Consider the following 26,793-nt stretch of genomic DNA (forward strand, 5'->3'; position numbering starts at 1 on the left):
CGCGATTGAGGCAAAAGCATTAAAACTGCCTGACCTAGCTGCAAATCATAAACTGAAACAACCTCTTTTGCTCCTTGAAGAGTATGCCGCCTTAGGCGAGAGGATGTTATTCAGTGCCGAATCAGAAGGTCGCCGTGAAGCCCTTTTAGAGCTGCTCGGCAAGATAAAACTAAAGCCAAAGCTATTTAGCCACTTTAACGAATTTGCTGCCAGTAAAACCAAATTAGGGCTGATTGTTTCACCCCTGTCTCAAGGTTGTGTGATTGAGAAAAAGACCGGTGGAAAATTCAGCTTAATTTGCGAAACGGAGCTGTTTGGTCAACGCATATCGCAGCGCCGCCGTCGAGACAAACAACGCCAGATCAGTAGTGATGCACTGGTTAAAAACCTTGCTGAGCTAAAAGTGGGCCAACCAATAGTCCATCTAGATCATGGTGTAGCGCGCTATCAAGGCCTAGAAACACTTGATACCGGTGGGCTTGTTGCCGAATATCTCGTGCTTGAGTATTCTGGCGGTGACAAACTTTATGTTCCCGTGTCCTCTTTACACCTCATCAGTCGCTACAGTGTTGGCCCCGATGAAGAGGCAAACCTCAATAAGTTAGGTAACGAAAGCTGGACTAAAGCGAAACGCAAAGCCATTGAGAAAATTCGTGACGTCGCGGCTGAATTATTAGATGTTTATGCCCGCAGGCAATCAAGGCCGGGTGAGGCATGTCATATTGACCAAGAAGAGTACGCACAATTTGCCGGTAGCTTCCCGTTTGAAGAAACCGTCGATCAAGAAACTGCGATATCAGCAGTTATAGAAGATATGCGCACCCCCATGGCAATGGACAGATTAGTCTGTGGCGATGTGGGTTTCGGTAAAACAGAAGTGGCGATGCGCGCCGCATTTGTGGCCGTTAATGACGGTAAACAAGTGGCCATTCTGGTCCCAACGACTCTACTTGCACAGCAACATTTCGAAAATTTCCAAGACCGTTTTGCTGATTGGCCTTTTAAGATAGAGGTTATGTCACGTTTCAAAACAGCCAAAGAACAAACCCAGGTCATGAAAGACTTAACCAATGGCAAAGTGGATATTGTGATAGGTACTCACAAGCTGTTGCAATCAGAGGCTAAGTTCGAGAACTTAGGCTTACTGGTTATTGACGAAGAGCACCGTTTTGGCGTGCGACAAAAAGAGAAGATTAAGGCACTGCGTGCCAATGTCGATATCCTTACCCTTACCGCCACGCCGATCCCACGCACATTAAACATGGCGATGTCAGGCATGCGTGACTTGTCGATTATCGCCACCCCCCCCGCCAAGCGTTTAGCCGTAAAAACCTTTATCCGTGAATATGATGAAGCTACGATTAGAGAAGCGCTCCTTCGTGAGATTTTACGTGGTGGCCAAGTCTATTTCTTACATAATAGCGTGGAAACGATTGAAAAAAGGGCTGCAGAAATAAGTGAGCTGCTACCCGAAGCACGTGTTGTAACTGCACACGGACAGATGCGTGAACGCGAACTCGAGCGAGTGATGTCTGATTTTTATCATCAACGCTTTAATGTATTAGTCTGTACCACGATTATTGAAACCGGTATTGATGTTCCATCAGCAAACACCATTGTAATTGAACGAGCAGACAAGTTTGGTTTAGCGCAGCTGCATCAATTGCGAGGCCGTGTTGGTCGCTCGCATCACCAAGCATATGCCTATTTGATGACACCACATCCTAAAAGCATGACTAAAGATGCGCGTAAGCGATTAGAAGCCATTGGCGCACTCGAAGATCTTGGTGCTGGATTTATGTTGGCAACCCAGGATTTAGAGATCCGCGGCGCAGGCGAATTGCTCGGTGACGAGCAAAGTGGTCATATCTCTAAGATAGGTTTCACCCTTTATATGGAGATGCTTGAAGAGGCCGTTAAGATGCTCAAAGACGGTAAAGAACCGTCTCTCGATCAGATGCTGCGTCAACAAAGTGAAATCGAGTTGCGGATCCCAGCCCTATTACCTGAAGATTATGTCAGTGATGTTAATATGCGTCTTTCGCTATACAAACGCATCGCTAACTGTAAAACAGAGAAAGCCGTCGATGAATTAAAAGTTGAGTTTATTGACCGTTTCGGTATGTTGCCCGAGCCCACTAAGAACCTAATGGCGCTAACACTCTATAAGCACCTTGCTACGCAACTGGGTCTTCGAAAGATCGAAATGCATGCAAAAGGTGGTAGCATAGAATTTGGCGACAATAATAAAGTGGATCCCACCTTTATTATTGGTTTATTGCAAAACCAGCCGCAAATATATCGAATGGATGGCCCCAATAAGCTAAAATTCAGCATGCCATCAGAATCAGCCAAAGATAGGCTAGCACTCATAAAACTGTTACTTGAACAGTTGTCTCAACATCGCATTGGAGAATAATCGTGTTTAGACTATCAACAAATAAGTTAATAATCGCCCTCGCTGCTAGCGTTATTTCTAGTCTGTCGACAACAGCCTTTGCCCAAGAAGAGCGCTGGTTTGAAGTCGAGATCTACCTATATGAGCACAACGCGCCTACAACTGAGCAATGGCCAGATGAAGTCATTAACTCACGTCAACGTAAAACTGTCGATTTTATTACCCCGATGGTGAGTACTGATTTAACCGCAGTTAATATGGGGCTTAATGGCTGTACCTCTGCGGATTGGGCAACTGACAGCCTAAATTGTAATGAGCAGCTTAACTCAAATAACCAAGTTAAATCGGTAGCGGACATCCCGATGCTGATTGCAGCACCTAAACCCGCGACCGCTTATTTAGGCGATGGCGCTGTTTTATTGGCAGAAAGCCAAAGCCAATTTAAAGACATTATCGCGACATTAAAACGAGAGAAAGGCAATAAAAGCCTACTGCATATGACATGGCAGCAATCCATGCTTCCAAGAAACAAAGCCATTCCCGTTAAATTATATTCTGGAAATGATTACTCCAAGGATTATGAGCAAAATGGACAACCACTGCAGCTCAGTAATTTAAACGACGAATTGCCACAGTTTGATTTTATGAGCAGTGGTTTATTAGCTGATACCAAAAAACCAGTATGGAAGCTAGATGGGACTCTTAACATCTATCTTGAACATTATCTGTTCATAGAAACTGCATTTAATTTACGTCAGGAGGGTGAGAAAACGGTTACCTTGGCTTATCACGACCCAGAAAGTTTTAGCAGTGATAACCTCACAGCGGAAACTGGATCTGTAACAACTCCCTTTTTGTATTCGATTCCTATGAAACAAAATAGGCGTGTTAGAAGCGACGAAGTGCATTACTTTGACCACCCGAAGATGGGAATGATCATTCAGATCCGAAAAATGGAACAACCTACCGCGCAAACTGAGATTGATATGACTAATCGTATCAGTAGCACCAGTGAAGCAAACCGCTTTTAAAGCGAATATATTCCCCAACGTGTTGGGTATCGCTCACTACAACTGCACAATAGAAAAGTCGAGGTAGATATCATCTGCCTCGTCATCTTCAACATAAACCCTATCGACTTTGGCTAGCGGTGCGCCGCTTTGACACCAATTAATCAACTTATCAACTGCAGGGTAGCTACCTTGTGCAAGCACTTGAACTGAGCCATCAGCAATATTACTCACATAACCGGTTAGACCCAGTGTCGTCGCTTGAAGCAATGTTTTTTGACGAAAAGAGACACCTTGAACCTTTCCAGTGATCTTAATAATGACGCGCTTCATAATTAACACCCACTCCGTAATATCAGTCTATGTAGAGAGAATAATGTTTGCTGCTAACCACTCATTCACCCAGCGCAAGGCTTAGGCTGCTTTTAACAACTTAGCCTATAGTTCACCATTGAGCAAAGTTGTGCAGACACATAAATCCACTAAACTCAAATGGCTTTAGTGGATTACAATCACCTATCAATAAAATAGCTTAACCAGCTTTAAAAGCCTTGATCCTATTTAACTGCGCAGCAAGCGAAGTAAACTTGTGGCTCTGTTCTTCATCCCATACGATATCGTAATAATCTTGTAATTGATTAGCAGTAGCATCGTTATCATTAACTTCATCATTTCGCGCCAAAATACAAAGTGCTTTTTGACGGTTAAGATCACGAAAATCAGTAATACATTTATTGGCAATATCAGCGTACTCTTCTGGCCGGTCTATTTTGCTCACCATATTGTGCTGTGGGGTAAGGTTGGGATTAATCAATACTGACTTAATCTTGTTCAAGAAACCGATCCTTTCCGCCCAAAAAGCCCCTAAACCAACACCAATAATGAGTGGTGATGGATCATCTGAAGCAATAATATGTTTGCTCACTTCATTCAATAAATACTGCATATCATTTCTAGGATGCTGCGTACTGTAACTAACCAAACGCACATCTTCGTCAATAAATTGCAGTTGACGCATTTTATCGTGATTACCGGGGCTGGTTGCATCAAACCCATGTAAATACAGGATCATATAACGCTCCTCTGTCTATGCGAGTATATTAATAAGAGCTAACCTAACAAGCTAAGCGATAGAGTTCGTTGCGCTGCATCAATTTTTTAAAATTTTAGCAGCAATTGCCTTCGCTTTTTCCCAACGTTCATTATCTTGCAGTGCATTCGCCACAACCAACAGATTAGGTTTTAACTGGTTAGCAGTGATCTCTTGCTCTTGCTTAGGCCAATTCACACCATGGAGTACTTCGGTAGCGCCTAAACTGTCGTTACAGACCAATATCATGTTGCAACCTGCATCAATGGCAGCCTGCGCCCGCGCACAATAGCCTCCAGCAACAGCGGCTCCTTTCATCCCTAGGTCATCAGAGAAGATCACGCCGTTAAACCCAAGTTCTTTACGCAGCACATCTTGCAGCCAAAAAGTAGAGAAGCCAGCGGGGTTTGCATCAACATTAGGATAAATAACATGTGCAGGCATGATCCCTTGCAGTCGTTCCTTCGCTATCAGCTGTTTAAACGGCTGCATGTCATTAGCAAAAATAGCCTCTTTTGATCTCAAGTCAACTGGTTTAGCGATGTGCGAATCAGCCTCGACACTGCCATGCCCTGGAAAATGCTTACCCACACTTGCCATTCCAGCTTGCTCCATTCCAGTAATAAATGCATTTGCGAGTAATTCGACCTCAGCTTTATTATCACTAAAACTACGCTTGCCAATCACTTGGCTAACACCATTGAGATCAAGCACAGGGGCAAAGCTCAAATCGATATCGATTGCGAGTAGCTCTATTGCCATTAAAAATCCAAGCTCTGTCGCCCAAGTGCTTGCCAGTCTGAGATCGCCTTTAGCCGCAGGTAATATATCGCCCATTGCGGGTAATATGGTGAAATCGTCTCTAAAACGTTGTACCCGCCCCCCCTCTTGGTCGACCGCAATTAAAATATCAGCACGAACAGCCCTTATAGACTGAATGAGCAGTATCAATTGGTTGCGATCGGCATAGTTACGGCTAAACAAGATAAGGCCACCAATCATTGGGTGGGATAGTTGTTTTGCTTCATCATCACTTAAAAATGTTGACTCAACATCTAACATCAAATAACTCATATGACCTCTAAAAATTCATTAAGGGTAGTACCCATGCAAAAAAAGGAGCAAAAAAACGCAAAAAAGGCTCAAGAATAACAACCCATATCATTGTTAAATAATGCTTTATTCGCGTAAAGCTAAACGTGACATTACAAATTACACATGCCACACCAAAATTAGTTTTTCTAATGCTTTATAACTAAATTAAAAAAAACTAATGCTATATAAAAAGAAAAAGTATGGGATACTTTTTACACCAATTAATTCAAGCAACTAAGATTAACATTAAGCATAAGTTTTTTACGCTGATTAATCGACATATACAACCATATGTTCAATTAACCACACGGTAATGATCTTAGTGATATTGGGTATAACTAGAACAATAAAGGTTTAGCATGATTAGTGTATTCGACATGTTCAAGATAGGCATTGGCCCATCAAGTTCACATACTGTAGGCCCGATGAAAGCGGGTAACATATTTATTAAAGATCTCACCAAACAAGGTCTTTTTGAAACGATTGATGAGTTACGTTCAGAGCTGTTCGGTTCATTAGGTCAAACAGGTAAAGGCCATGGCACCGGTAAAGCCGTTATACTCGGCTTGATGGGAGAAGCACCTGATACCGTTGATACCGATAAGATTGACGCTATTTTAGAAAATGTTAGCAATAATGAAAAGCTATTGTTGAGTGATGGCCGTGAAGTGAAATTTTCTCGTGCAAACGGTGTCACCTACCATCGACGTAAAAGCCTACCCGCTCATGCTAATGCCATGACCCTTTATGCTTATACTGACGGGAAATGCATCTATGAGCGTACCTACTACTCTGTTGGTGGTGGCTTTATTTTGGATGAAGATGAAATCAAAGCCCAAGATGCCTCTCCAGCTACCCCCATCAAATCTGCTCCTTATGATTTTGAGTCAGCTCAACAACTTCTTGAACTCTGTACCGAAAACGGCTTTAGTATTTCATCATTAATGATGGCTAATGAGCTCAGTATCAATGACTCTGACGCCATACAGAAACAGCTGTGGGAAATTTGGCAAACCATGAAGTCCTGTGTTGAACGTGGTTACCAAAAAGAGGGTATCTTGCCCGGTGGATTAAAGCTAAGACGCCGTGCGCCATCGCTTTATCGTCGCTTAAAAGCGGAAGGTAAAAGCGTGGTAGATCCTTTTACTGCCATGGACTGGGTAGACTTATTTGCGCTTTCAGTCAATGAGCAAAATGCGGCTGGCGATCGCGTTGTCACCGCTCCCACAAACGGCGCAGCAGGCATCATTCCAGCCGTCCTTAGCTATTACGATATGTTCGTGCAAGAAGTGGATATGGACGTTTGTTGTCGTTACCTGCTTACTGCAGCTGCTATTGGTATTCTTTACAAAAAGAACGCATCAATCTCAGGTGCTGAAGTCGGCTGCCAAGGCGAAGTCGGTGTGGCTTGTTCAATGGCCGCAGCTGCGTTAACCGAGATCATGGGCGGTACTATAGAGCATGTTGAAAATGCCGCTGAAATCGGCATGGAGCATAACTTGGGCTTAACGTGCGATCCTGTCGGTGGTTTAGTACAAGTTCCCTGCATTGAACGTAACGCAATGGGCGCAGTTAAAGCCATTAACGCTTCGCGCATGGCAATGCGCGGAGATGGTAACCACAAAGTGTCTCTAGACAAAGTCATCAAGACGATGATGGATACCGGTAAAGATATGCGTAGCAAGTATAAAGAAACCGCTAAAGGTGGCTTGGCTGTTAATATCGTAGAGTGTTAATTCACACTCTTTCCATAAAAAAACCTCGCTATTGCGAGGTTTTTTTATGGGCTATTGAACGCTGTTGACTCAATGACGGTTCGTCATTGAGCTTAACTACCTGACTGGCAGTTGCATATCTTCAAACATCGCTTCAATCTGCTGTGCATCCCGCAAACCGACGGCTTTTTCGACAACCGTACGAGTTAAATGAGGTGCAAAATGCTCAATAAAGTCGTACATGTAAGTTCTTAAGAAATTACCCTTTCTGAAGCCAATCTTGGTGGTACTGTGAGCAAACAGGTGGCTTGCATCAATAGCGACTAAATCTTTATCCATATGCTCGTCTATTGCCATTGAAGCAATCACACCAACACCTAAACCTAATCTAACATACGTTTTAAGCACATCGGCACTGGTTGCACTAAAGACAACACGTGGCTCAAGACCTGCGCGGTTAAATGACTTTTCAATCTCTGAGGCGCGATCAAAACCAAATACATAAGTGACTAATGGGAAACGACCGAGATCTTCAATGCTGATATGGCTTCTAGAGGCTAACGGGTGATCACGGGTTACCACTATTGAGCGGTTCCAGTGATAACACGGCAACATAATAAGATCGCTATAAAGGTGCATCGCTTCAGTGGCAATGGCAAAATCTGCATCACCACGGGCAGCCAATTCACTGATCTGTGATGGTGTGCCTTGATGCATATGCAGGTTAACCTTAGGGTAGCGATCAATAAATCCTTGAATAATATGCGGTAAAGCATAACGGGCTTGAGTATCTGTGGTGGCAATATTCAATTCACCTTGATCAGGCTTAGTGTATTCCTCTGCCACTTTCTTAATGCTTTCTACTTTACCCAGAATGTCATTAGCGATGCTAATCACCTGCAGACCAGCAGGCGTAACATGGGTTAAATGCTTACCACTACGGCCAAAAATTTGAATACCCAGTTCATCTTCAAGCATACGCACTTGCTTACTAATACCAGGTTGAGAAGTATAGAGGTTTTCCGCGGTCGCAGAAACATTGAGGTTATGGTTAACCACCTCTGCAATATATCTAAGTTGCTGCAACTTCATCTTTAGTCCTTCTCTTTGGTAGGCTTACAGATCCATGAATAGATAAGCAATGACGCATTTAGTATAATTATTCGTTATAGTATAACCGAATAATTATACTTAAATGGAATATAGCACAATAGTCAACTCCTGCGAACTGATAATAGCCAAACCATGATGAAGTGACTATCCTAGAATGTTGATTTATAGTAGCATTAAAAGCACTGTAAAATATTTGGACCCTCTATGATTATCGTTTCAGTCTTTGTCTTGATCGGTGTTTTACTGCTACTTATTATCGGCATTAGCATCATTCAACAACAAAAAGCACGTGTGGAAGCTGAGAGACGCACAGAGCTTGCTCGACAGAGGGCGATCATTGATGAAACAGAAGATGTGCTTTCTAACACTGGGCTTATTCCTTGTTCCAGTAATATAATACTCGTGCTATATAAAAGAATAGAAGAAGCACTCAATATTGCCGCCTCATTATCCCCTGCGCAAAAAAATGATTATGAACGCCGACTATACGATTTGCGCAGCCAGATAGAAGTACTCAACAATGCTCCTAAGTCTACTCCTGCCATTGAGCTGTTTAGGCTACCTGATAATGATAGACAAGTGCTCACGTTAGTTCAGACGCTTAAGAAAATGAAAGCAATACTCAGATCTGAGCATAATAAGGGACGAGTAGAGCCCGCTATCTTTAGCCAAGAAGAGCAGACCATAGACAACCTTCAACTTAGAATTAACGTTGACTCAATGCTTGCAAGAGGAAGAGCAGCTTGCTTTATGAAGCAGTACGGATCCGCCAAGCAGATGGTCACCAAAGCTTTGTCGACCTTGCATACCATTAAAGCACAAACGCCCAATGATCCTTTCATTGCAAAAAAAGTCGATGAAGCTAAAACAATGTTAGACGAGATTATGGGGGCACAGAAATTAGCCCAGCCACAAGTTGCCAAACCTAAAGCAGATGAAGATGACATTGACGTGCTGTTCCAGCCAAAACGGAAGTGGTAGTCATTGATACAATATGCGAAAAATGGTCATTGGTCTAATCAGAAGCTAGACAATTGACCAAATATACTCAAACAACTTGAGTATAAAAAAGACATTAAAAAGCCCCGATATATTCGGGGCTTTTTATTAAGCTTGCAAACCTAGTACATTACTCTGCTTCAGGTTCTGCTTTAGGTTTTGCTTTAGCCTTTGGCTTCGCTTTGGCTTTAGGCTTAGCTTTGGCTTTAGGTTTTGCCTTTGCCTTAGCTTCAGCAACCCACTTACCGTCAATAAACTTGGCATTCCACCCCGTCGCTTTACCATCAACATCAGTCGCAACGTATTGCTCTTTTGTCTTTCGGCTAAAGCGCACAGACGCTAAATTACCATCATCATCAGCAACCGGTGCATCAGCAAGGAAAGCGTACTTAGGCCATAACAGCTCTCGGTACTTCACCAGCTCTTCCACTAATGGGCCACGCGTTTCACGCGACTTAGGGAAAGTGCTGGCAGCAAGGAAGATCCCTGCGGCGCCATCTCGTAATACAAAATATGCATCAGACTTAATACATTTAAGGTCTGGCAGGTGAATTGGGTCTTCTTTTGGTGGCGCTGCTTCACCGCTTTTTAGCAATTTACGCGTATTCTTACATTCAGAATTAGTGCAACCAAAATATTTACCAAAACGACCATTTTTAAGTTCCATATCGCTTTGACAACGATCGCACTCAATAAGTGGCCCTTCATAGCCTTTAATCTTAAACTGTCCCTCTTCGATTTCAAAACCTTCACACGTTGGGTTATTACCACAAATGTGCAATTTACGTTTTTCATCAATGAGGTAGCTATCCATTGCAGTGCCGCATATACCACAGCGATGTTTCGCTCGTAATGCTTCAGTTTCCGCATCTTCACCGCTTTCACTTACCGCTTCTTCGCCAGGCGTTAAGTTTAAGGTCGTCTTACAACGCTCTTTAGGTGGCAATGCATAACCTGAACATCCTAGGAATACACCCGTTGTACCGGTGCGAATTCCCATTGGACGCTCACAGGTAGGACACTTAATATCTGTCAGTACCATCTCATTAGGGCGCATACCGCCCTCTTCAGGTGGTAATTCAGCGTGCTCTAACTGCTTGGTAAAGTCCTTATAAAAACCATCGAGTACTTTCTTCCAATCCAGCTTGCCTTGAGCAACATCATCTAACGTCTGCTCCATGCTTGCGGTGAAATCATAACTCATTAAATCTTGGAAGCTGCCGACAAGTCTGTCACTGACAATCTCACCCATTTTCTCAGCATAGAAACGACGGTTATCAACCTTAACGTAGCCTCTATCTTGAATGGTCGAAATAATCGTTGCGTAAGTAGACGGACGACCAATACCCCTTTTTTCCAGCTCTTTAACTAATGAAGCTTCACTATAACGTGCCGCTGGCTTAGTAAAGTGCTGCTTAGGGAAGAGTTCTTTAAGCTCAACTTTATCGCCTTTAGCGACGACAGGCAGTGTATTGTCTTCTTCGTTCTTTTTCTTAACGGCAATTTGAACTCGCGTCCAACCGTCAAAACGTAATGTACGTCCAGTGGCTTTTAGCTCGTAGTCACCCGCTTTTACCGTAAGACGACTAGCGTCATACTTTGCAGGCGTCATCTGACATGACACGAATTGACGCCAGATCAGCTCATACAAACGCTGAGCATCACGCTCCATATCACTCAAAGATGCAGCTGTTACTTTCACATTCGACGGACGAATCGCTTCGTGAGCCTCTTGTGCACCCTCTTTGCTACCATAGCGAATTGGAGCTTCAGGCAAATACTTGTCACCAAAATCTTTACCAATCATTTCGCGCACATTATCTAGTGCTTCTTGGCTTAAGTTGGTTGAATCGGTACGCATATAGGTAATATGGCCCGCTTCGTATAAGCGCTGCGCCATCATCATGGTCTTTTTAACACCATAACCTAAACGCGTACTTGCAGCTTGCTGCAGCGTTGAGGTGATATAAGGTGCTGACGGCTTGCTTTGCGTTGCACGGTCTTCACGTGCTGCGACAACAAAACTAGACTGCGACAATGCACTTACTGCAGTGTCAGCTTCAGCTTGAGTCACCGGGTTAAAAGCTTTGTCCTGGTACTTAACTACCTGCATTTTTAGCATGTCATCGGCTAAGGTATTTAACTCAGCATGAACATCCCAAAACTCTTCAGGCACAAACGCTTTAATTTCGCTCTCACGCTCAACAACCAACCGAACGGCGACTGACTGAACTCGACCCGCAGATAAACCACGCGCCACTTTTTTCCAAAGCAACGGTGAAGCCATAAAACCAACGACACGGTCCAAGAATCGACGCGCTTGCTGCGCATTGACCATATTGGTGTCCAGCACCGACGGCTGACTAAATGCGTCTTGAATCGCTGATTTAGTGATTTCATTGAACACAACGCGTTGATAGCGTGACTCGTCTCCACCAATCACTTGTTGGAGATGCCATGCAATAGCCTCCCCCTCTCTATCCAAATCGGTTGCGAGATAGATGTGGTCAGCAGATTCAGCGAGTGCTTGTAACTCTTTTACAACTTTCTCTTTGCCTGGAAGCGTTTGATATATCGCTTTCCAACCGTTGTCGGGGTCTACTCCCATGCGTGCGACTAAAGCTTGTTTAGCTTTTAAACTCTTATATTCAGCCTTCTCCTCTGGAGACATCTTCTTGACTTCAGCTGGTGTTTTACTGATCACCTTAGCGTCTTGACTCGACGATGTAGGAAGATCACGGATGTGACCTACACTCGACTTAACGATGAAATCTTTGCCTAGATATTTATTAATAGTCTTGGCTTTGGCCGGTGATTCGACGATTACTAACGATTTACCCATAGATTACTTTGCGCCAACAAGTTTCAAAACTCTGAAAATTTTCCCCATATATAGAGGGTTGTGTAAAAACTTTCAAGCTAATCCCTCTTTTATTTGAACTGGAGTACCATTTTCAAGCGTTTTTGAAATAAATGTGAAAAAAATTAGTGCTTATTTAAAAACTAATATTTCATTATTAGTCATCAAGTAAGTATTAGTTGTGAATTTTGATGCAAATTCACCATTTTTATAAATTATACCCAGCTTGTTTAGGCTTTGAGCTTAAGTATACTGAGCTCAATAATTACAACTCAGGAATAGAAATAGCACCTGAGCTACCCTAAAGGATAAAGAATGAAGCATTTTGAAGCCAATTTCGACGGACTTGTTGGCCCAACACATAATTACGCGGGTTTATCATTCGGCAACGTTGCCTCTTTAAACAACGCCGCCGCGACATCTAGCCCTAAAGATGCTGCCAAACAAGGGATCAAAAAAGCCAAAGCACTTGCAGACTTAGGTTTAGTACAAGGTATGCTTGCCCCTCAAGAGCGCCCAGACCTTCACACACTGCGTAGAATCGGTTTTACCGGCTCAGATGCCGCAGTATTAAATAAAGCTGCTAAAGAAGCTCCTGCGTTGTTACGCGCATGCTGCAGTGCCTCAAGCATGTGGACTGCAAACGCCGCAACGGTATCACCGAGCGCCGATACTCACGACGGTAAATTGCATTTCACTCCAGCAAACTTAGTCGATAAACTTCATCGCAGCATCGAACCTGTGACTACAGGTAATATTCTTCAAGCTACATTTAACGATAGCCGTTATTTCAAGCACCACCAACATTTACCTGAACACGCAAGTTTTGGTGATGAAGGTGCAGCCAACCATACTCGTCTTTGCAGTGAATATGGTCATGCCGGTATTGAACTATTCGTTTACGGTCAAGAAGCGACGAATCCTTCTGCGCCGAAACCACAAAAGTTTCCAGCACGTCAAACATTAGAAGCGTCCCAAGCCATTGCTCGTCTGCATCAATTAGATGATGACGGCACGGTATACATGCAACAAAATCCAGATGTCATTGATCAAGGTGTGTTTCATAACGACGTCATTGCAGTCGGTAATCAAAACGTTCTTTTTTATCATGAGCAAGCATTTTTAAATACACAAGCTAAATTTGAAGAGATAAAACAAAAGTTTGGTGAATCACCATTACATTTTGTCGAAGTACCAACGGCAAAAGTCGCGATCCAAGATGCGGTAAGAACCTACCTGTTCAATACTCAAGTGGTCACATTACCGTCTGGTGAAATGGCAATCATTGCGCCGACTAACTGCCAGGAAAACCCCGCTGTACATGCCTACTTAAGCGAGTTGGTCACGTTAGGTTCACCGATAAAACAGGTCCATTACTTTGATGTGAAGCAGAGCATGCAAAATGGCGGCGGGCCAGCATGTCTGCGACTACGCGTGGCGATGAATCAAAATGAAGTGGCCGCTGTTAACCAAAATACCCTGATGAACGATGCGTTGTTTACGCGACTAAACTTATGGGTTGATAATAATTACCGTGATCGCTTATCAGTGGCTGATTTAGCTGACCCGCTGTTACTGATGGAATCTCGTACAGCACTTGATGAACTCACACAGATCATGAAGCTAGGCAGTGTGTATCAGTTCCAGAAGTAATTGCTTTCAACCAAAAAACTACCAACTGCATTTAGGTAGATTTTTACTACCTAAATGCACATAATAAAAAAACGATTCCGCAAGGAACCGTTTTTTTCATGTCTAAAAGCTACATGTTCTTATTGGACTCAATATCTAGAGCTTTAACCCGCATCACTCACACCAATAGAAACAGATGAAGCATCACCTTTCGGTGTTTTCACTGTGATCACTAAGATACCATCTGTTTTTTGATTTGGTGAAGATTCTCGGCTTAATGTAAATGAGTAAACAAATGGCTTCATCGCTATGTTACTACCTATTTCATACTCAGTTGTCCCAATAAGTTCACCATTATCAGTTGTCGCACTTATCGTTGTACCGTATGGCAATGTATTATTATTTACATCTGATACAAACAGATACACTGTGCCTGTGCTATTAGTAACAAGATCGATATCGATTGCTGTTGATATGACGTCCGTTACGCTGTCAATATTGACTAACCTCATATAAGGAACGCTACCAGACATTACAATCGTATTGTTTCTAAAGACGTTAAGTTGAGATTGGAAGTTCCCAGTACCAGTATTGGTGCAATCAGCCTCAGAGCCTTTAGCACACAACAGGCCTGTATACTTATCATCTCCCTCATTGAATACTTGATCAGTATTGTAATCAATAAACTCTTCGTTAATTGAACCTGCTGGCTCGTTAACTAATTCAGCATCACCAACGAAGCGTGCTTTATTTCGATAGCGCCCATCTTCGTTGTGATCTGTAAATCCTTCAGATAAATCTAAGAAAAACTCACCACTATCGAAAAGACCATTGCCATTTAAGTCAACAAAACTTTCCTCGCCAATAGCATAAGCTGTCACAGTTGCTCTACCAGGACGAGGCTCTGGAATAACTGAATTACTACCGTTTAAAAATTGAGTAAGATTATTACCCATACATGGCGGTATTGTTGAGCTATTAACCCCATCACTAAAGCCACCATTGGGACAAATAACCGCAGTACCTTTAAATGGTCGCTGATCTTGGCTACGCCACTCAACTGAACAGCCGCCATTAGGATTGCCATCATCCTTTTTTCCTGTCGAGCAAGAACCATCAATACCACCACCTTCAGTTCTGAAAGTAATAGTGGTTCCGGCTGGCACAAGATTATTAAAATGATCTGCGGCTAAAATATTGACTGATACTTTCTCATTATCGTAATTCCAAGCTTCAGGATTACCAACACTCATCGACAAAGAGAAACTATCGTTGTCTGCGATACCTGTAGTGACAGCTAATTCATCAGAAGTATTAGAAATTACCGCATTATGGCCACTACTCTTACTTTCAGACCATAAGGCAAAGACTTTAACTGAAGTAGGAACATCACCAGAGTGAACTATGGTACTGACTTCACCAGCCGCATTGGTATAACCCACTGCATATTTGTTTGGCAAAGTAATGTCTGCTGGATACTCGGCATCACCAACTTGAGGCATATTGCTACAATTTGCGTAATCTTGAGCCAACGGCGCTGGAGTAAGGGTCATTCCACCCATATCCGTGCTTAATTCAAAACAAACCAGTTCGTTTGGCGCGGGTTGATTAGACTCATCCAACAACTTAAAACTAACGACTGAGGTTTCGCTTCTAGCCCCCCCACTTGCAATCCCACCAGTCCCTCTAAGTGCTAACAACTTAGGTGTTGACGAAACATACTGAATTGCACCTACGGTAACAGAATTGACTGTTACCGTAGTCGTCGCAGAAACGGAACTTCCGCCTGTAACAGCTGTTACAGTGATGGCGTCAACACCTTCACAACCAGCCGCACGATATGTCGCGAATCCTTTTCCAGCGTTTGTAATCACAGGAGAGTCAACAAATGCGGTATTGGCTGCAACACATTCCGAAGTAAACACAAGCTGAAAAGGCTGTCCAGTCGATAAACTGCCATCGGGGTTGAAAACGGTAACGTCCAAAATGGTGGACCCACCAGCAGGAATAATATTATTCCCAACGGTAGCACTGATGGTTAAACTAATATCAACACGTCCAATTTCAAACGCTTTAGTGCTAGTAACCTCTTGCACTTTAAGAGAAATCTCACCAGCACCCACATCTCCGTTTGCATAAAGGTCTAGGACCGCTTTCCCCTCTGAATTTGTAATCGCGGTGCCAGAAGCAGGACTAATTGCTCCTAGTGTTGTACCCGCAGATACCAGTATTTGCTGTAACGGCTGCGTACTCCCTGAGCGAGTAACAACAGCACCGATAATACCTGGACTATCGTTAGTGATATTATCAGTTACGGTACAGACTTCGAAATTTTTCAGCGTTTTGTCCCAGTCAACAGCACTAGTACAATTGTAAATATTAAATACTATTTCAGGGCTAGCTTCAACAGGGTCTATTTCATCTCCTGCCGTTTGAAAGCCTACTTTTGCACTTGTTTCACCATAAACGGCTGTTACTTCACCTGCACCTTCAATGCTACCAGCTGATAACAGAATCGATGCACCGCCAATACTGTCGGTTAACGCAGTGCCATTACTCGGTAAGAAAGAACCTAATGTGCTAGTAAAGCTAATTACTTTGCCAGCAATAGCTAACCCCTCTTTATCAACAAGAGTGATATTTACTCTTCCTGGCTCTGCCGAACTAACCACATTGGTTTGCACGCCAGTTGCACTATTAGTCAAGGCAATGCTTAATTCATTTGCCTCACCATCACCGCCAGGAGCATCACCTGTAACGCTATAACTATAATCGTCATCAATTGATTCACGATCAAGTGTATATGTTGAAGTTATCGTTCCCGCACCTGCAACAGCTCCAGTAATTAGGTTTACACTAGCTTGACCATTCGTATTTGTTAGTGCTGAACCTGATGAAGGGTTTATATTTCCCTCTCCACTAACATTAAAGCTAATAGTTTCAAACGGTGCAGCAACACCATCTTTCAACAAGGTCGCGATTACTTGGCCAGGGCTTACATTGGATATTTCACGCAGCTCAGCATTTGCAGAATCAACAACGGTAAGGCTCAGAACATAAGCATCAATCGGTTTGACAGTTACTTCATCACCTTTCGTTTCGAAGCCAATAGGCTGGGTTAACTCGCCAGCTGTCGCAGTAATTACTCCTGCGCCTTCAACTGTACCAGCAGCAATCTTAATAGTCGCAAGGCCATTTGCATCGGTTAACGCTGTACCTGATTCAGGTATAAAGTGTCCTAAAGTCGTCGTGAAAGTAATGACTTCATTTGCCAATACTTCATTAGAGGAGTTTGTATAAGTAACTCTGACAACGCCAGGCGCAGCTTGGCTAATGCTTGTTAGTGTATTCCCGCTTGCGTCAGTTAAGGTCAATACTAGCTGATTGCCACTTTCAGAGTCGCCGCCATCACCTGCCATTTTAAAACCAATTGGAGTTTGTGCTTCAGTCATACCCACAACACTGGCAGATACGGTTCCGGCTCCCTTAATATTCAACGTAGCGAGTTCAATAGTCGCTAAACCTTCGCTGTTTGTGAGTGCGGTCCCCGCTGCCGGATCAAATGCCCCAATAGCGGCATCACTTAACGCAAAGGTAACTAAAGTATTAACCAAAGGACCATTTATACTACTAGTAGCTGTTGCTGTAATAATTGCTGGTGTTTCAGCATTTATTTCGGTATTTGATATTGCCAACACGACGGTAATGACGTCTGTGGGCTCTGGATTTGGTTTGTCAGGATCAGAAGATATACTTCCTCCCCCCCCACAACCAACGAGAAAAAACGACCATATTAACGCAATAAAAATACTATAAGCTGACTTCATTGTCAGGCTCCCTGTTACTCAGATTATGATATCCGGTAATTATCTGATTACCTAGGAGCTTACATTACACAATTACTAAGCAACTTATCTACAACGAAAGCCAGTAAATTAATAAATAACATTAAAAACTTTAACTTTTACCCCATTTCAACTGTGGCACTTTCTTGCTAGGCTTTAATCTGCAAATTGAAAGCATAAAAATTATACAGGAAGCACTATGTCTGCTACGAAAACAAAAAAATTTGGCCTGACGAGTAAAATTTTACTCGGTATGACGTCAGGTATTATTCTCGGGTTAATTCTTCGTAACCTTTTCCCTGAAAGTGAATTCATCAAAGATTACATCACCGAAGGTTTTTTAAATGTCATCGGTACCATATTCATCTCAAGTTTGAAAATGTTAGTGGTGCCTTTGGTCTTTGTATCATTGGTCTGTGGAACGTGTTCTTTAAGTGAACCTTCCAAATTAGGTCGTCTGGGTGGAAAGACCCTCGCGTTTTATCTATTCACTACTGCTATCGCACTCTCAATGGCAATCCTTATCGCCATTGCCATTCATCCTGGTCACGCAACAATGGTGACGGAGAACATGCATTTTGATGTCAAACAAGCGCCAAGCTTAGCTGACGTCATTATTAATATTGTGCCGACTAACCCACTGCAAGCGATGAGCGAAGGTAATATGCTGCAGATCATCATATTTGCGGTTATTTTTGGTTTTGCAATCTCACATATTGGTGAGCGCGGTAAACGCGTTGCAGCATTGTTTACTGACCTTAATGAAGTCATCATGCGTGTTGTTACCTTAATCATGCAGCTTGCGCCGTATGGTGTATTTGCATTGATGGCTAAACTGGCATTGACTCTGGATATGAAGACCTTTGGCAGTGTGGTGCAGTACTTCTTTGTTGTCCTTGGCGTATTGCTCATCCATGCATTTATCGTCTACCCAACATTGTTAAAGTTATTCTCAGGACTCAACCCTTTTACCTTTATTCGAAAGATTCGCGATGTACAGTTGTTTGCCTTCAGTACCGCAAGTTCTAACGCAACCCTTCCAGTGACGATTGAAACCGCTGAACACCGCATGGGCGTCGATAATAAAATAGCTTCATTCACGCTACCGCTAGGGGCTACCATCAACATGGATGGCACCGCGATTATGCAGGGGGTGGCAACGGTATTCATTGCGCAAGTTTACGGTATTGATTTAACCATTACTGATTACGCCATGGTGGTGATAACAGCAACATTAGCCTCTATTGGTACGGCTGGCGTGCCAGGGGTCGGACTTATCATGCTAGCGATGGTACTGAATCAAGTCGGTCTACCGGTAGAAGGTATCGCACTGATTATCGGTGTCGATAGATTACTTGATATGGTGCGTACAGCCGTTAACGTCACTGGTGATACAGTGGCAACTGTTGTGATCGCTAAATCTGAAAATGAGTTTGATGAAGATATTTTCAACAATACTCAAGCAGGTAAAGTGGCACCGGGTTTTAACGCTCAAGTTCACGCTGAAGAGAAGTAAGCAAAGCTTAAAATCTGTGTAACAAAGGCGCCTATATCGGCGCCTTTGTTGTTTATGCTCTAGGTGGTGACGGTGTTTCCTCGTCATGATATCACTTCATCAACGGCAAAACTTTTAAGCTATGCTCAGCATATTTAGCTAACTTAATGCATCGCCGACCATAAAAAAGCCATCGTTCAGAAGGACTAAACGATGGCGTTTTTATGGTTTTATTTTAAGTTTTGGCTGGATGTTTATCCCAGAACTTAAACTAAGTTATCTTTCCCAGTATGACTCTTCTAAGCTGTCTTCACGTTCAGGTAAGCCACGAGATAGTCTAGGGCTATGTTGCGCTAACACTTCATAAGCGACACGGTTAGCATATTTACAAATCTGTGAGAATGACGAATAACACAAACCATCACGCTTATGCTTGCTTGAACCCGGTACGTTCATCTTATGGAATCGATTTGAAGCTAAATCATGCAGTAATGCCGCTAATGCACCATCTCCTGCACCGTTAGTATTACGAATTTTTTCTGGGCCGCCCATATACGGAGATATGTGCGCATACACTTTAAGCGGTGACTCACAATCAGCTTTAAGTTTAGGACGAGAAAACTCATAGCGGTTAAATTCAGGGATTGCACCTGGCAGTAACGTATGGGTGGTTTCACGTTTTTCAGAGTCTTCAGTATATCCCGCAGTATAAAGCCCTAAAGGCCCAGCTGTAGTCAACACCATGTCACACCAATCTAAAGCTGTTTGACTGGCTTGTAAGGGGTCTTTAAATCCAGTCAATGCTTCGCCTTCATCCTCATTCATGGCCAGAATACTCACGTGCTCTTGAATGAAACGCTGCCACCACTGTGGATCTTCCTCGATTAAGAAACGAGTGCCTAAGGTCAATACCACGGGCACCTCCGCTGCTTTAGCATATTCAATCGCTTTCATTGCGGCATCGGTTATCTTATCTTCGCCGCTTGCCCGCATGAGGTAGGCGGTCAAAATCAGTGCAGAACCACCCTGTACAATATCTCTATCGATATATTCTGGTGTCAATTTGTCCATTGAACCTTTGCTAATCGCAAACGTTCGTTCGCCGCACTCTGAAATAAGCGTGAAGCAACGACCAATAGGACCCGCGACAGGCTGCAACTGGTTTAAATCAACCTTTGATGAAGTATTGCAGAGGTAGCGATAAGCGTAACTGCCAATTTCTATGTTCTGACTCATCACGCCAAATAACACTGAGCGGTCATCAGCAAGAATTGAGTAATTGTGTACCGTGTTACCTATGGTGCCACCGGCAAACTCATCACTGACCAGCTCACGCTCTTTTAACTCGGTATACAAAGCATGTGCCTTGTCATCATCTATCAAAGTCGAATTCCCCTTGGGTAATTCATAGCGACTTAGTAACTCATCTTCCACTTTAGCTTCAATATCTACCAGTGTTTGGTCAATACCAGACACGTAAGTCGAGATAGGTTGAGGCTGTTGGATAAACTGTGCTAATAGCGGATCACGTTTTTTGACAGGAAAATAATGTTTAGACTTACGCTGACCTGGAAACTTCATATTGAGTTCTCTTTCATTCGGCATCCATGCAAAAGATAATTAAAACGGCTAAGGAATCACAATTCATTGTTCTTGGCAAAAACTAACGACTTGTGGCTTTCAATTCTAGCAACCTGTAGTGCTAACGCAGCTCACCACCTTAAAACGATTAAGCAAAAGGCTTAAAAAAAGTGGGGAATTCTACCATACCCAGCCTCATTCGCTAGCTGAAATCACTACTAAGCATTTAAATTTAGCACCAACCTAAGGTTTGCTGCTCAACAATTTGCGTTAACAAGTTGATATGCTGCTTTGAGTCATTTAAACAAGCAATAAATTCATAGCGCTCGCCACCAGCAGATCGAAATGAGGCTTTACCCTCTTCTGAGATCTCTTCCAGTGTTTCAAGACAATCAGAAGAAAAAGCTGGACACATAATATCGACCGATTTTATCCCTTCGGCTGGAAGTGCTTCCAACAGTTTATCGGTAGCAGGTGTTAACCACTGCTCTTTACCAAACTGAGACTGGAAACAGATCCGCCATTGTTCAGGCGATAACGCCAACGACTCCGCCACCAGTTCAGCTGTTTTTTGGCACTGCATTTGATAAGGATCGCCTTCTGTTACATAACGCACTGGCACGCCGTGAAAAGACATGAGTAATACTTCACCACGCCCTTTACTCTGCCAGTGTTGTTTGACTGAATCAGCAAGCGCTGCAATATAGGCGGGGTGATCAAAATAATCTTTATTGATCCTAAGCTCCGGGAAATCACGCTTGGTTTTATGCAGATCCGCGATAGCATCAAACACTGGGGCAACGGTAGAGCAGGAATATTGCGCGTAGAGAGGTAGTACAAAAATCTTGTTAACACCCTGCGATTTTAATTTATTAAGCCCGGAGTCTAATGATGGATTACCGTAACTCATGCCTAACTCAACAGGCACTTCAAAACCAAAAGTAGTATGCAGAGATTGTGCTAATTTATCGCGCTGACGTTGGCTAATAACCATTAAAGGCGACCCTTGATCCCACCAGATAGACTCATAGAGTTTGGCGACTTTTGCAGGACGGGTATTTAAGATGATGCCATTAAGAATAGGTTTCCAGATCCAAGGGGAGATATCAACAACACGAGGATCACTCAGGAACTGTTTTAAGAATTTTTTAACATCTGCCGCCGTTGGAGAGTCTGGCGTGCCAAGATTAACTAATAAAACACCAAATTGGGAGGTTGTGTCGCTCACATTTGTTCTCTTTTAACCAAGATATTCTGCGTCAGGCTATCATTGGAAAAACCATAAAAAAAGCCCACTTACGTGGGCTTTTTCAAATATGAGAACTAGCTCATAAACACATTACAATTTTGTGTCTATTTAGCCAAGTACTGCAACAATTTCTTGGCTAACTTTTGTCACTGTCTGGGTGCCATCGAACTTGTTATAAGTCGCGTCACCTTTAGCCGCAACCGCACCGTAGTATTCAACCAATGGCTTAGTCTGCTCATGGTAGATATCAAGACGCTTACGCACGGTTGTTTCTTCATCATCTGGACGAATAGCAAGGTCTTCACCAGTAACGTCATCTTTACCTTCAACCTTTGGTTGATTAAAGACGATGTGATAAACACGGCCAGAACCTGGGTGAACTCGACGGCCGCTCATACGTTTAACGATCTCTTCGTCTGGCACGTCGATCTCAACAACATGATCGATAGTAATGCCGCCAGTTGCCATTGCATCGGCTTGAGGAATTGTGCGCGGAAAACCATCTAATAGAAATCCATCAGCGCAATCATCTTGTGCAACACGCTCTTTCACAAGACCAATAATTAACTCGTCAGATACCAATTGACCGGCATCCATCACTTTCTTAGCTTCTAAGCCAAGTGGAGTGCCCGCTTTTACTGCAGCGCGCAGCATGTCACCCGTTGAAATTTGAGGAATACCGTACTTTTCCATGATGAATTGGGCTTGGGTACCTTTACCGGCACCTGGGGCACCTAATAGCATAATGCGCATCTCAATCTTCCTCTTATTTCGCATTGTTATACCAACCTCTAACACAGACAAAAGTCTAAAGTTTGGTCACGCGATTGGTATTATTATGTTTAGGGCGGCGATCTTCGCATAAATAGCCGCCATTTTGAAGCGATTTCCCTTCGACTTTAGCCTCACTTGAGGCAAATTAGTCGAGATATTGACCTTTATCAGTAAAGTAAGGTGTAAAGTTTACGGCGATACTGACTAGCAACACTATTACCTTGACCTAACGCGGTTAAAATCTCTAGGAATACCCCTTTCACTTTACCGTCTAGCGCAGCCATATCCTTCTGCAAAGGCGCAAATAACAAGGCAAGTGCTTCATCATTACGTTGAGCTTGGTGCAGTGCTTTGGCAAGCTCAATCATAACCTCAAGATCGTTTGGCGATTGCTCTAAATCAATTTGTAATTGTCTGATCTCTGGTGTGTCTGCGGCATCAAGCGCAAGTGCAAACTTGGCTTTTAAACTCTGATAATAGCTATCTTGATCAGCAAGTCCCACGCTAGCGAGTAGTCCTTGTGCATCTTCCAAAGCACCCAGCGACAGATACACATCCGCTAAAGGCAGTGCGATCTCAGCGATAGGCTGCTCGGCGTAAGCCTCTTTCAATAACGGCAGTGCACCAATGGCATTTTGTTCAGATAAAAATATTCTGGCTTGGTTAAGCTTTAGTTGCCATTCTGCCGGCAGATGCTTATCAAGCATTTCGGTAATTTGCGTCGCATTTTGTACACCAGCAAAACCATCAATAGGTTTACCTTCGTGTAAAACTAAGGTCGTTGGCAAATTTTGGATCTGGAAATAATTGGCTATCTCCATTTCAGCTTCACAGTTTACTTTTGCTAACACAAAGCGGCCGTTCTGCTGCTGCGAAAGGCTCTCAAGTGTTTGCATCAGGGTTAAACTCTCTGGGCTTTTATCGGCCCAAAATGCTAATACAATCACCTGCTCCATTGAAGCATCGACGATTTGCTGAATGTTTTCTTTAGTCAGTTCTAGAATATTTTCCATCACTTTCCTTTAAAACCTTTTAAATACCCAAAAAAAAGAGGCAGATTAACTGCCCCTTTATTATAGTTCTTTATTACTTAACGTTTGCTAACAACATCTGATTCATCAATTTAATGAACGCTGATGGGTCAGCTAAACTGCCTTTTTCAGACAATAATGCCTGCTGTAGTAAAAGATCTGACCACTGTGAAAATGCCTCTTCGTCTTGCTCGTCGTTAAGACGGGCTACAAGAGGGTGCTCAGGGTTTAACTCAAATGTTGGCTTAGACTCAGGAACCGCTTGACCAGCAGCTTGCATTAGCTTGATCATTTGTGTCGACATTTCGCCTTCACCTGCAACAACACAAGCCGGTGTATCCGTTAAACGAGTTGTTACTTTAACGGCTGACACTTTATCACCTAAGCTGTCTTTAACGCGTTTCACTAAGCCTTCTGATGCTGTTTCAAGCTTCTCTTGTGCTTCTTTTTCGCCTGCATCTTCTAACTCGCCAAGCTCAAGATCGCCACGCGTAACAGAGTGCATCTGCTTACCATCAAACTCAGTAAGATGGTTAATCAACCATTCATCGATACGCTCAGACATTAACAGTACTTCAATGCCTTTTTTGCGCAGTAGTTCCAGATGTGGGCTATTAGCAGCCGCTTCATGACTATCAGCAACGATGTAGTAGATCTTAGTTTGACCTTCCTGCATGCGCTCAATGTAATCAGCAAGTGATACATTTGACGTCGCTTCGCCAGAGTGAGTTGATGCAAAGCGCAACAAACCTGCAATACGTTCTTTATTAGCAAAATCTTCAGCAGGACCTTCTTTAAGTACCTGACCAAACTCAGCCCAGAAAGACAGGTATTGTTCTGCATCATTTTTAGCAAGCTTTTCAAGCATGCTAAGCACGCGCTTAGTTACCGCTGTGCGCAGTGATGTGGTCACTTTATTATCTTGTAAGATTTCACGCGATACGTTGAGTGGCAGATCATTTGAATCAATTAGACCTTGAGCAAAACGCAGATAACTCGGCATAAACTGCTCAGCATCATCCATAACGAATACACGCTGTACAAATAGTTTTAGGCCATGCTTACGATCGCGGTTCCACATGTCGAAGGGGGCTTTAGCCGGAATATAAAGCAAGCTGGTATATTCCTGCTTACCTTCAACGCGGTTATGGCTCCAAATCAGTGGGTCAGCGTAATCGTGTGAAATATGCTTATAGAATTCTTTATACTCTTCTTCAGAGACGTCACTTTTATTACGTGTCCACAATGCGGTCGCCTTGTTCATTGGCTTCCAGCTACCATCAGAAGCAGGAACAGCTTCACCGCCCTCTTCTGTAGCTTCAATTGCAGGTGTACCGTCTTCAAACATCTCAACGGCAACAGAGATATGGTCTGAGTATTTAGTCACAATTGAGCGCAGACGATAGTCATCAGCAAACTCTTTTTCATCATCACGTAAATGAAGCGTGATTTCAGTACCGCGGCTCTGCTTAGTAATAGTGTCAACGGTAAAGTCACCTTCACCCGCTGATTCCCAAAGCACACCTTCATCAATGCTATGGCCCGCTGCACGAGTACGCACTGTCACTTTGTCAGCCACAATAAAGGCAGAGTAGAAACCAACACCAAATTGACCAATTAATTGAGAATCTTTTGAATCATCACCTGACATGTTCTTAAAAAAGTCAGCGGTGCCTGATTTAGCGATCGTCCCTAAGTGCTCAATCACACCATCACGGGTCATACCAATACCATTGTCTGCAATGGTTATCGTGCCTTTCTCTTTATCGGCACTAATGCGAACGCGTAGATCGCCTTCACCTTCGTAAAGGTCATTATCCGTTAACGCTTGATAGCGCAACTTATCTGCCGCATCAGCAGCATTAGAGACTAACTCGCGCAAGAAAATTTCTTTGTTTGAGTACAAAGAGTGGATCATCAAATGTAGTAGTTGTTTGACTTCAGTTTGAAAGCCATGAGTCTCTTGTTGTGACATGAAATGTTCCCTTTAAAATTCGATTTAAGTACTGCTTGTTACTAGAAATGGGGTTATAAAATCACTTTTCAAGGGGCAAGGGTCGCATTGATTCTAATTGCACAAAAAAAGCCCAGCAAATGAGTCACCATTAACTGAGCTTTGTTATGACACTGACGTTAACCCTAGCGTTACTAAATAGGCAAACGTCCACTGAAAGACAATGCTAGCGTTGTGCTGTCAACGTATTCAAGTTCACCACCAACAGGCACACCGTGAGCAATACGGCTCACGGCCAACGCATGGCTTTTAGCCATATCGGCAATATAGTGTGCGGTGGCGTCGCCTTCAACCGTCGGGTTGGTGGCTAAAATAAGTTCACTGACCTCACCCGAAGCCAAATGGGTTTCTAACAGTGATAACCCCAACTCATCGGGACCTACGCCATCGAGCGGAGATAAATGTCCCAGCAATACAAAATAACGTCCAGTAAAATGCCCACCCGCTTCTATCGCTAGTGCATCAGCAGGAGTTTCTACAACACAAATAATACTCGAATGGCCACGTTTAGTACTGACACAAATAGGGCAATAGGTTTCTTCTGTAAACGTACGACATGATTGGCAATGGCCAACGTCAGACATGGCTCTACCCAACGAATCGGCAAGCTTAGCCCCCGCCTTACGATCGCGTTCTAATAGCTGGAAGGCCATGCGCTGTGCAGATTTAGGCCCCACTCCCGGTAGGCATTTAAGTGACTGGATCAACTCATCGACAAGTGGACTAAATTTCATTTAACGTTCCGCATAGCGAGGCAAACTCTTGCCTAAAAATAATAAGTATTGATTTTTCAAGAGCAGATATAAGCCAGAAACTTACATCATTCTTAATCAAATGAACCGTGAATGTTAACATAGATTAATCAATGATAACGCTAAATCACAGCGGTACA

Annotated in this window: 18 protein-coding genes; 6 read left to right on the top strand and 12 right to left on the bottom strand. The window is 43.2% G+C overall.

Annotated features, from left to right (window positions below; genetic code table 11):
* Positions 1-2,419: transcription-repair coupling factor (gene mfd / locus CXF82_RS15120; protein ID WP_102044474.1), on the top strand; the 2,419-nt coding region annotated here is incomplete at its 5' end.
* Between the two features lie 2 nt (positions 2,420-2,421).
* Complete coding sequence (locus tag CXF82_RS15125) at positions 2,422-3,429, top strand: peptidoglycan binding protein CsiV (RefSeq protein ID WP_102044475.1); 1,008 nt, start codon at positions 2,422-2,424, stop codon at positions 3,427-3,429.
* A gap of 36 nt (positions 3,430-3,465) precedes the next feature.
* Here CXF82_RS15125 and CXF82_RS15130 read toward each other — a convergent pair whose 3' ends face one another.
* The 3 genes from CXF82_RS15130 to nagZ all read right to left on the bottom strand — a co-directional run bounded on the left by CXF82_RS15130 (position 3,466) and on the right by nagZ (position 5,572).
* Positions 3,466-3,741, bottom strand: a complete 276-nt coding sequence (locus tag CXF82_RS15130) for an acylphosphatase (protein ID WP_101089630.1) — start codon at positions 3,739-3,741, stop codon at positions 3,466-3,468.
* Positions 3,742-3,940: 199 nt separating this feature from the next.
* Positions 3,941-4,480, bottom strand: coding sequence for an alpha/beta hydrolase YcfP (ycfP, locus tag CXF82_RS15135; RefSeq protein WP_102044476.1), 540 nt, complete (start codon positions 4,478-4,480; stop codon positions 3,941-3,943).
* 78 nt (positions 4,481-4,558) lie between these two features.
* A complete protein-coding gene (gene nagZ, locus CXF82_RS15140; protein ID WP_102044477.1) occupies positions 4,559-5,572 on the bottom strand; it encodes a beta-N-acetylhexosaminidase in 1,014 nt (337 codons plus the stop codon).
* A gap of 380 nt (positions 5,573-5,952) precedes the next feature.
* Between nagZ and CXF82_RS15145 the strand changes: the two genes are divergently transcribed.
* Entirely contained in the window at positions 5,953-7,329 is a 1,377-nt protein-coding gene (locus CXF82_RS15145; protein WP_101089627.1) for an L-serine ammonia-lyase, read from the top strand.
* Between the two features lie 96 nt (positions 7,330-7,425).
* Here the strand turns inward: CXF82_RS15145 and cysB are convergent, their stop codons facing one another.
* The gene (gene cysB / locus CXF82_RS15150) at positions 7,426-8,400 is read right to left on the bottom strand and encodes an HTH-type transcriptional regulator CysB (RefSeq protein WP_101089626.1); all 975 of its coding nucleotides are present in this window, start codon (positions 8,398-8,400) and stop codon (positions 7,426-7,428) included.
* 225 nt (positions 8,401-8,625) lie between these two features.
* Here cysB and CXF82_RS15155 point away from each other — a divergent pair, with 225 nt between their 5' ends.
* The gene (locus CXF82_RS15155) at positions 8,626-9,402 is read left to right on the top strand and encodes a hypothetical protein (protein WP_101089625.1); all 777 of its coding nucleotides are present in this window, start codon (positions 8,626-8,628) and stop codon (positions 9,400-9,402) included.
* Between the two features lie 148 nt (positions 9,403-9,550).
* On the opposite strand, the gene topA is transcribed toward CXF82_RS15155, so the two are convergent.
* The gene (gene topA / locus CXF82_RS15160) at positions 9,551-12,262 is read right to left on the bottom strand and encodes a type I DNA topoisomerase (protein WP_102044478.1); all 2,712 of its coding nucleotides are present in this window, start codon (positions 12,260-12,262) and stop codon (positions 9,551-9,553) included.
* 333 nt (positions 12,263-12,595) lie between these two features.
* On the opposite strand from topA, the gene astB reads away from it, so the two are divergent.
* A complete protein-coding gene (gene astB, locus CXF82_RS15165) occupies positions 12,596-13,933 on the top strand; it encodes an N-succinylarginine dihydrolase (RefSeq protein ID WP_102044479.1) in 1,338 nt (445 codons plus the stop codon).
* A gap of 143 nt (positions 13,934-14,076) precedes the next feature.
* Here astB and CXF82_RS15170 read toward each other — a convergent pair whose 3' ends face one another.
* On the bottom strand, positions 14,077-17,739 hold the full coding sequence (locus CXF82_RS15170; RefSeq protein WP_102044480.1) for an Ig-like domain-containing protein: 3,663 nt from the start codon (positions 17,737-17,739) through the stop codon (positions 14,077-14,079).
* 217 nt (positions 17,740-17,956) lie between these two features.
* On the opposite strand from CXF82_RS15170, the gene CXF82_RS15175 reads away from it, so the two are divergent.
* The gene (locus CXF82_RS15175; protein ID WP_101089621.1) at positions 17,957-19,273 is read left to right on the top strand and encodes a dicarboxylate/amino acid:cation symporter; all 1,317 of its coding nucleotides are present in this window, start codon (positions 17,957-17,959) and stop codon (positions 19,271-19,273) included.
* Positions 19,274-19,528: 255 nt separating this feature from the next.
* Here CXF82_RS15175 and CXF82_RS15180 read toward each other — a convergent pair whose 3' ends face one another.
* The 6 genes from CXF82_RS15180 to recR all read right to left on the bottom strand — a co-directional run bounded on the left by CXF82_RS15180 (position 19,529) and on the right by recR (position 26,635).
* Positions 19,529-20,833, bottom strand: a complete 1,305-nt coding sequence (locus CXF82_RS15180) for an inosine/guanosine kinase (RefSeq protein ID WP_101089620.1) — start codon at positions 20,831-20,833, stop codon at positions 19,529-19,531.
* A 232-nt stretch (positions 20,834-21,065) separates the two neighbouring features.
* A complete protein-coding gene (gene hemH, locus CXF82_RS15185) occupies positions 21,066-22,061 on the bottom strand; it encodes a ferrochelatase (RefSeq protein WP_102044481.1) in 996 nt (331 codons plus the stop codon).
* 129 nt (positions 22,062-22,190) lie between these two features.
* The gene (gene adk, locus CXF82_RS15190) at positions 22,191-22,835 is read right to left on the bottom strand and encodes an adenylate kinase (protein ID WP_101089618.1); all 645 of its coding nucleotides are present in this window, start codon (positions 22,833-22,835) and stop codon (positions 22,191-22,193) included.
* Positions 22,836-23,023: 188 nt separating this feature from the next.
* Positions 23,024-23,869: a co-chaperone YbbN gene (locus CXF82_RS15195; RefSeq protein WP_101089617.1), complete on the bottom strand. Its 846-nt coding sequence runs from the start codon at positions 23,867-23,869 to the stop codon at positions 23,024-23,026.
* A 73-nt stretch (positions 23,870-23,942) separates the two neighbouring features.
* A complete protein-coding gene (gene htpG / locus CXF82_RS15200; protein WP_102044482.1) occupies positions 23,943-25,862 on the bottom strand; it encodes a molecular chaperone HtpG in 1,920 nt (639 codons plus the stop codon).
* Positions 25,863-26,035: 173 nt separating this feature from the next.
* On the bottom strand, positions 26,036-26,635 hold the full coding sequence (gene recR, locus CXF82_RS15205; protein ID WP_101089615.1) for a recombination mediator RecR: 600 nt from the start codon (positions 26,633-26,635) through the stop codon (positions 26,036-26,038).
* Positions 26,636-26,793 lie beyond the last annotated feature (158 nt).

Source organism: Shewanella sp. GutDb-MelDb, assembly GCF_002836075.1.
GTDB lineage: Bacteria > Pseudomonadota > Gammaproteobacteria > Enterobacterales > Shewanellaceae > Shewanella.

What these genes read in the sequence shown, in the direction of transcription:
- CXF82_RS15130 (WP_101089630.1), bottom strand. Translation starts at nt 3,741, where the DNA reads ATGAAGCGCGTCATTATTAAGATCACTGGAAAGGTTCAAGGTGTCTCT.
- ycfP (WP_102044476.1), bottom strand. Translation starts at nt 4,480, where the DNA reads ATGATCCTGTATTTACATGGGTTTGATGCAACCAGCCCCGGTAATCAC.
- nagZ (WP_102044477.1), bottom strand. Translation starts at nt 5,572, where the DNA reads ATGAGTTATTTGATGTTAGATGTTGAGTCAACATTTTTAAGTGATGAT.
- CXF82_RS15145 (WP_101089627.1), top strand. Translation starts at nt 5,953, where the DNA reads ATGATTAGTGTATTCGACATGTTCAAGATAGGCATTGGCCCATCAAGT.
- cysB (WP_101089626.1), bottom strand. Translation starts at nt 8,400, where the DNA reads ATGAAGTTGCAGCAACTTAGATATATTGCAGAGGTGGTTAACCATAAC.
- CXF82_RS15155 (WP_101089625.1), top strand. Translation starts at nt 8,626, where the DNA reads ATGATTATCGTTTCAGTCTTTGTCTTGATCGGTGTTTTACTGCTACTT.
- topA (WP_102044478.1), bottom strand. Translation starts at nt 12,262, where the DNA reads ATGGGTAAATCGTTAGTAATCGTCGAATCACCGGCCAAAGCCAAGACT.
- astB (WP_102044479.1), top strand. Translation starts at nt 12,596, where the DNA reads ATGAAGCATTTTGAAGCCAATTTCGACGGACTTGTTGGCCCAACACAT.
- CXF82_RS15170 (WP_102044480.1), bottom strand. Translation starts at nt 17,739, where the DNA reads ATGAAGTCAGCTTATAGTATTTTTATTGCGTTAATATGGTCGTTTTTT.
- CXF82_RS15175 (WP_101089621.1), top strand. Translation starts at nt 17,957, where the DNA reads ATGTCTGCTACGAAAACAAAAAAATTTGGCCTGACGAGTAAAATTTTA.
- CXF82_RS15180 (WP_101089620.1), bottom strand. Translation starts at nt 20,833, where the DNA reads ATGAAGTTTCCAGGTCAGCGTAAGTCTAAACATTATTTTCCTGTCAAA.
- adk (WP_101089618.1), bottom strand. Translation starts at nt 22,835, where the DNA reads ATGCGCATTATGCTATTAGGTGCCCCAGGTGCCGGTAAAGGTACCCAA.
- CXF82_RS15195 (WP_101089617.1), bottom strand. Translation starts at nt 23,869, where the DNA reads ATGGAAAATATTCTAGAACTGACTAAAGAAAACATTCAGCAAATCGTC.
- htpG (WP_102044482.1), bottom strand. Translation starts at nt 25,862, where the DNA reads ATGTCACAACAAGAGACTCATGGCTTTCAAACTGAAGTCAAACAACTA.
- recR (WP_101089615.1), bottom strand. Translation starts at nt 26,635, where the DNA reads ATGAAATTTAGTCCACTTGTCGATGAGTTGATCCAGTCACTTAAATGC.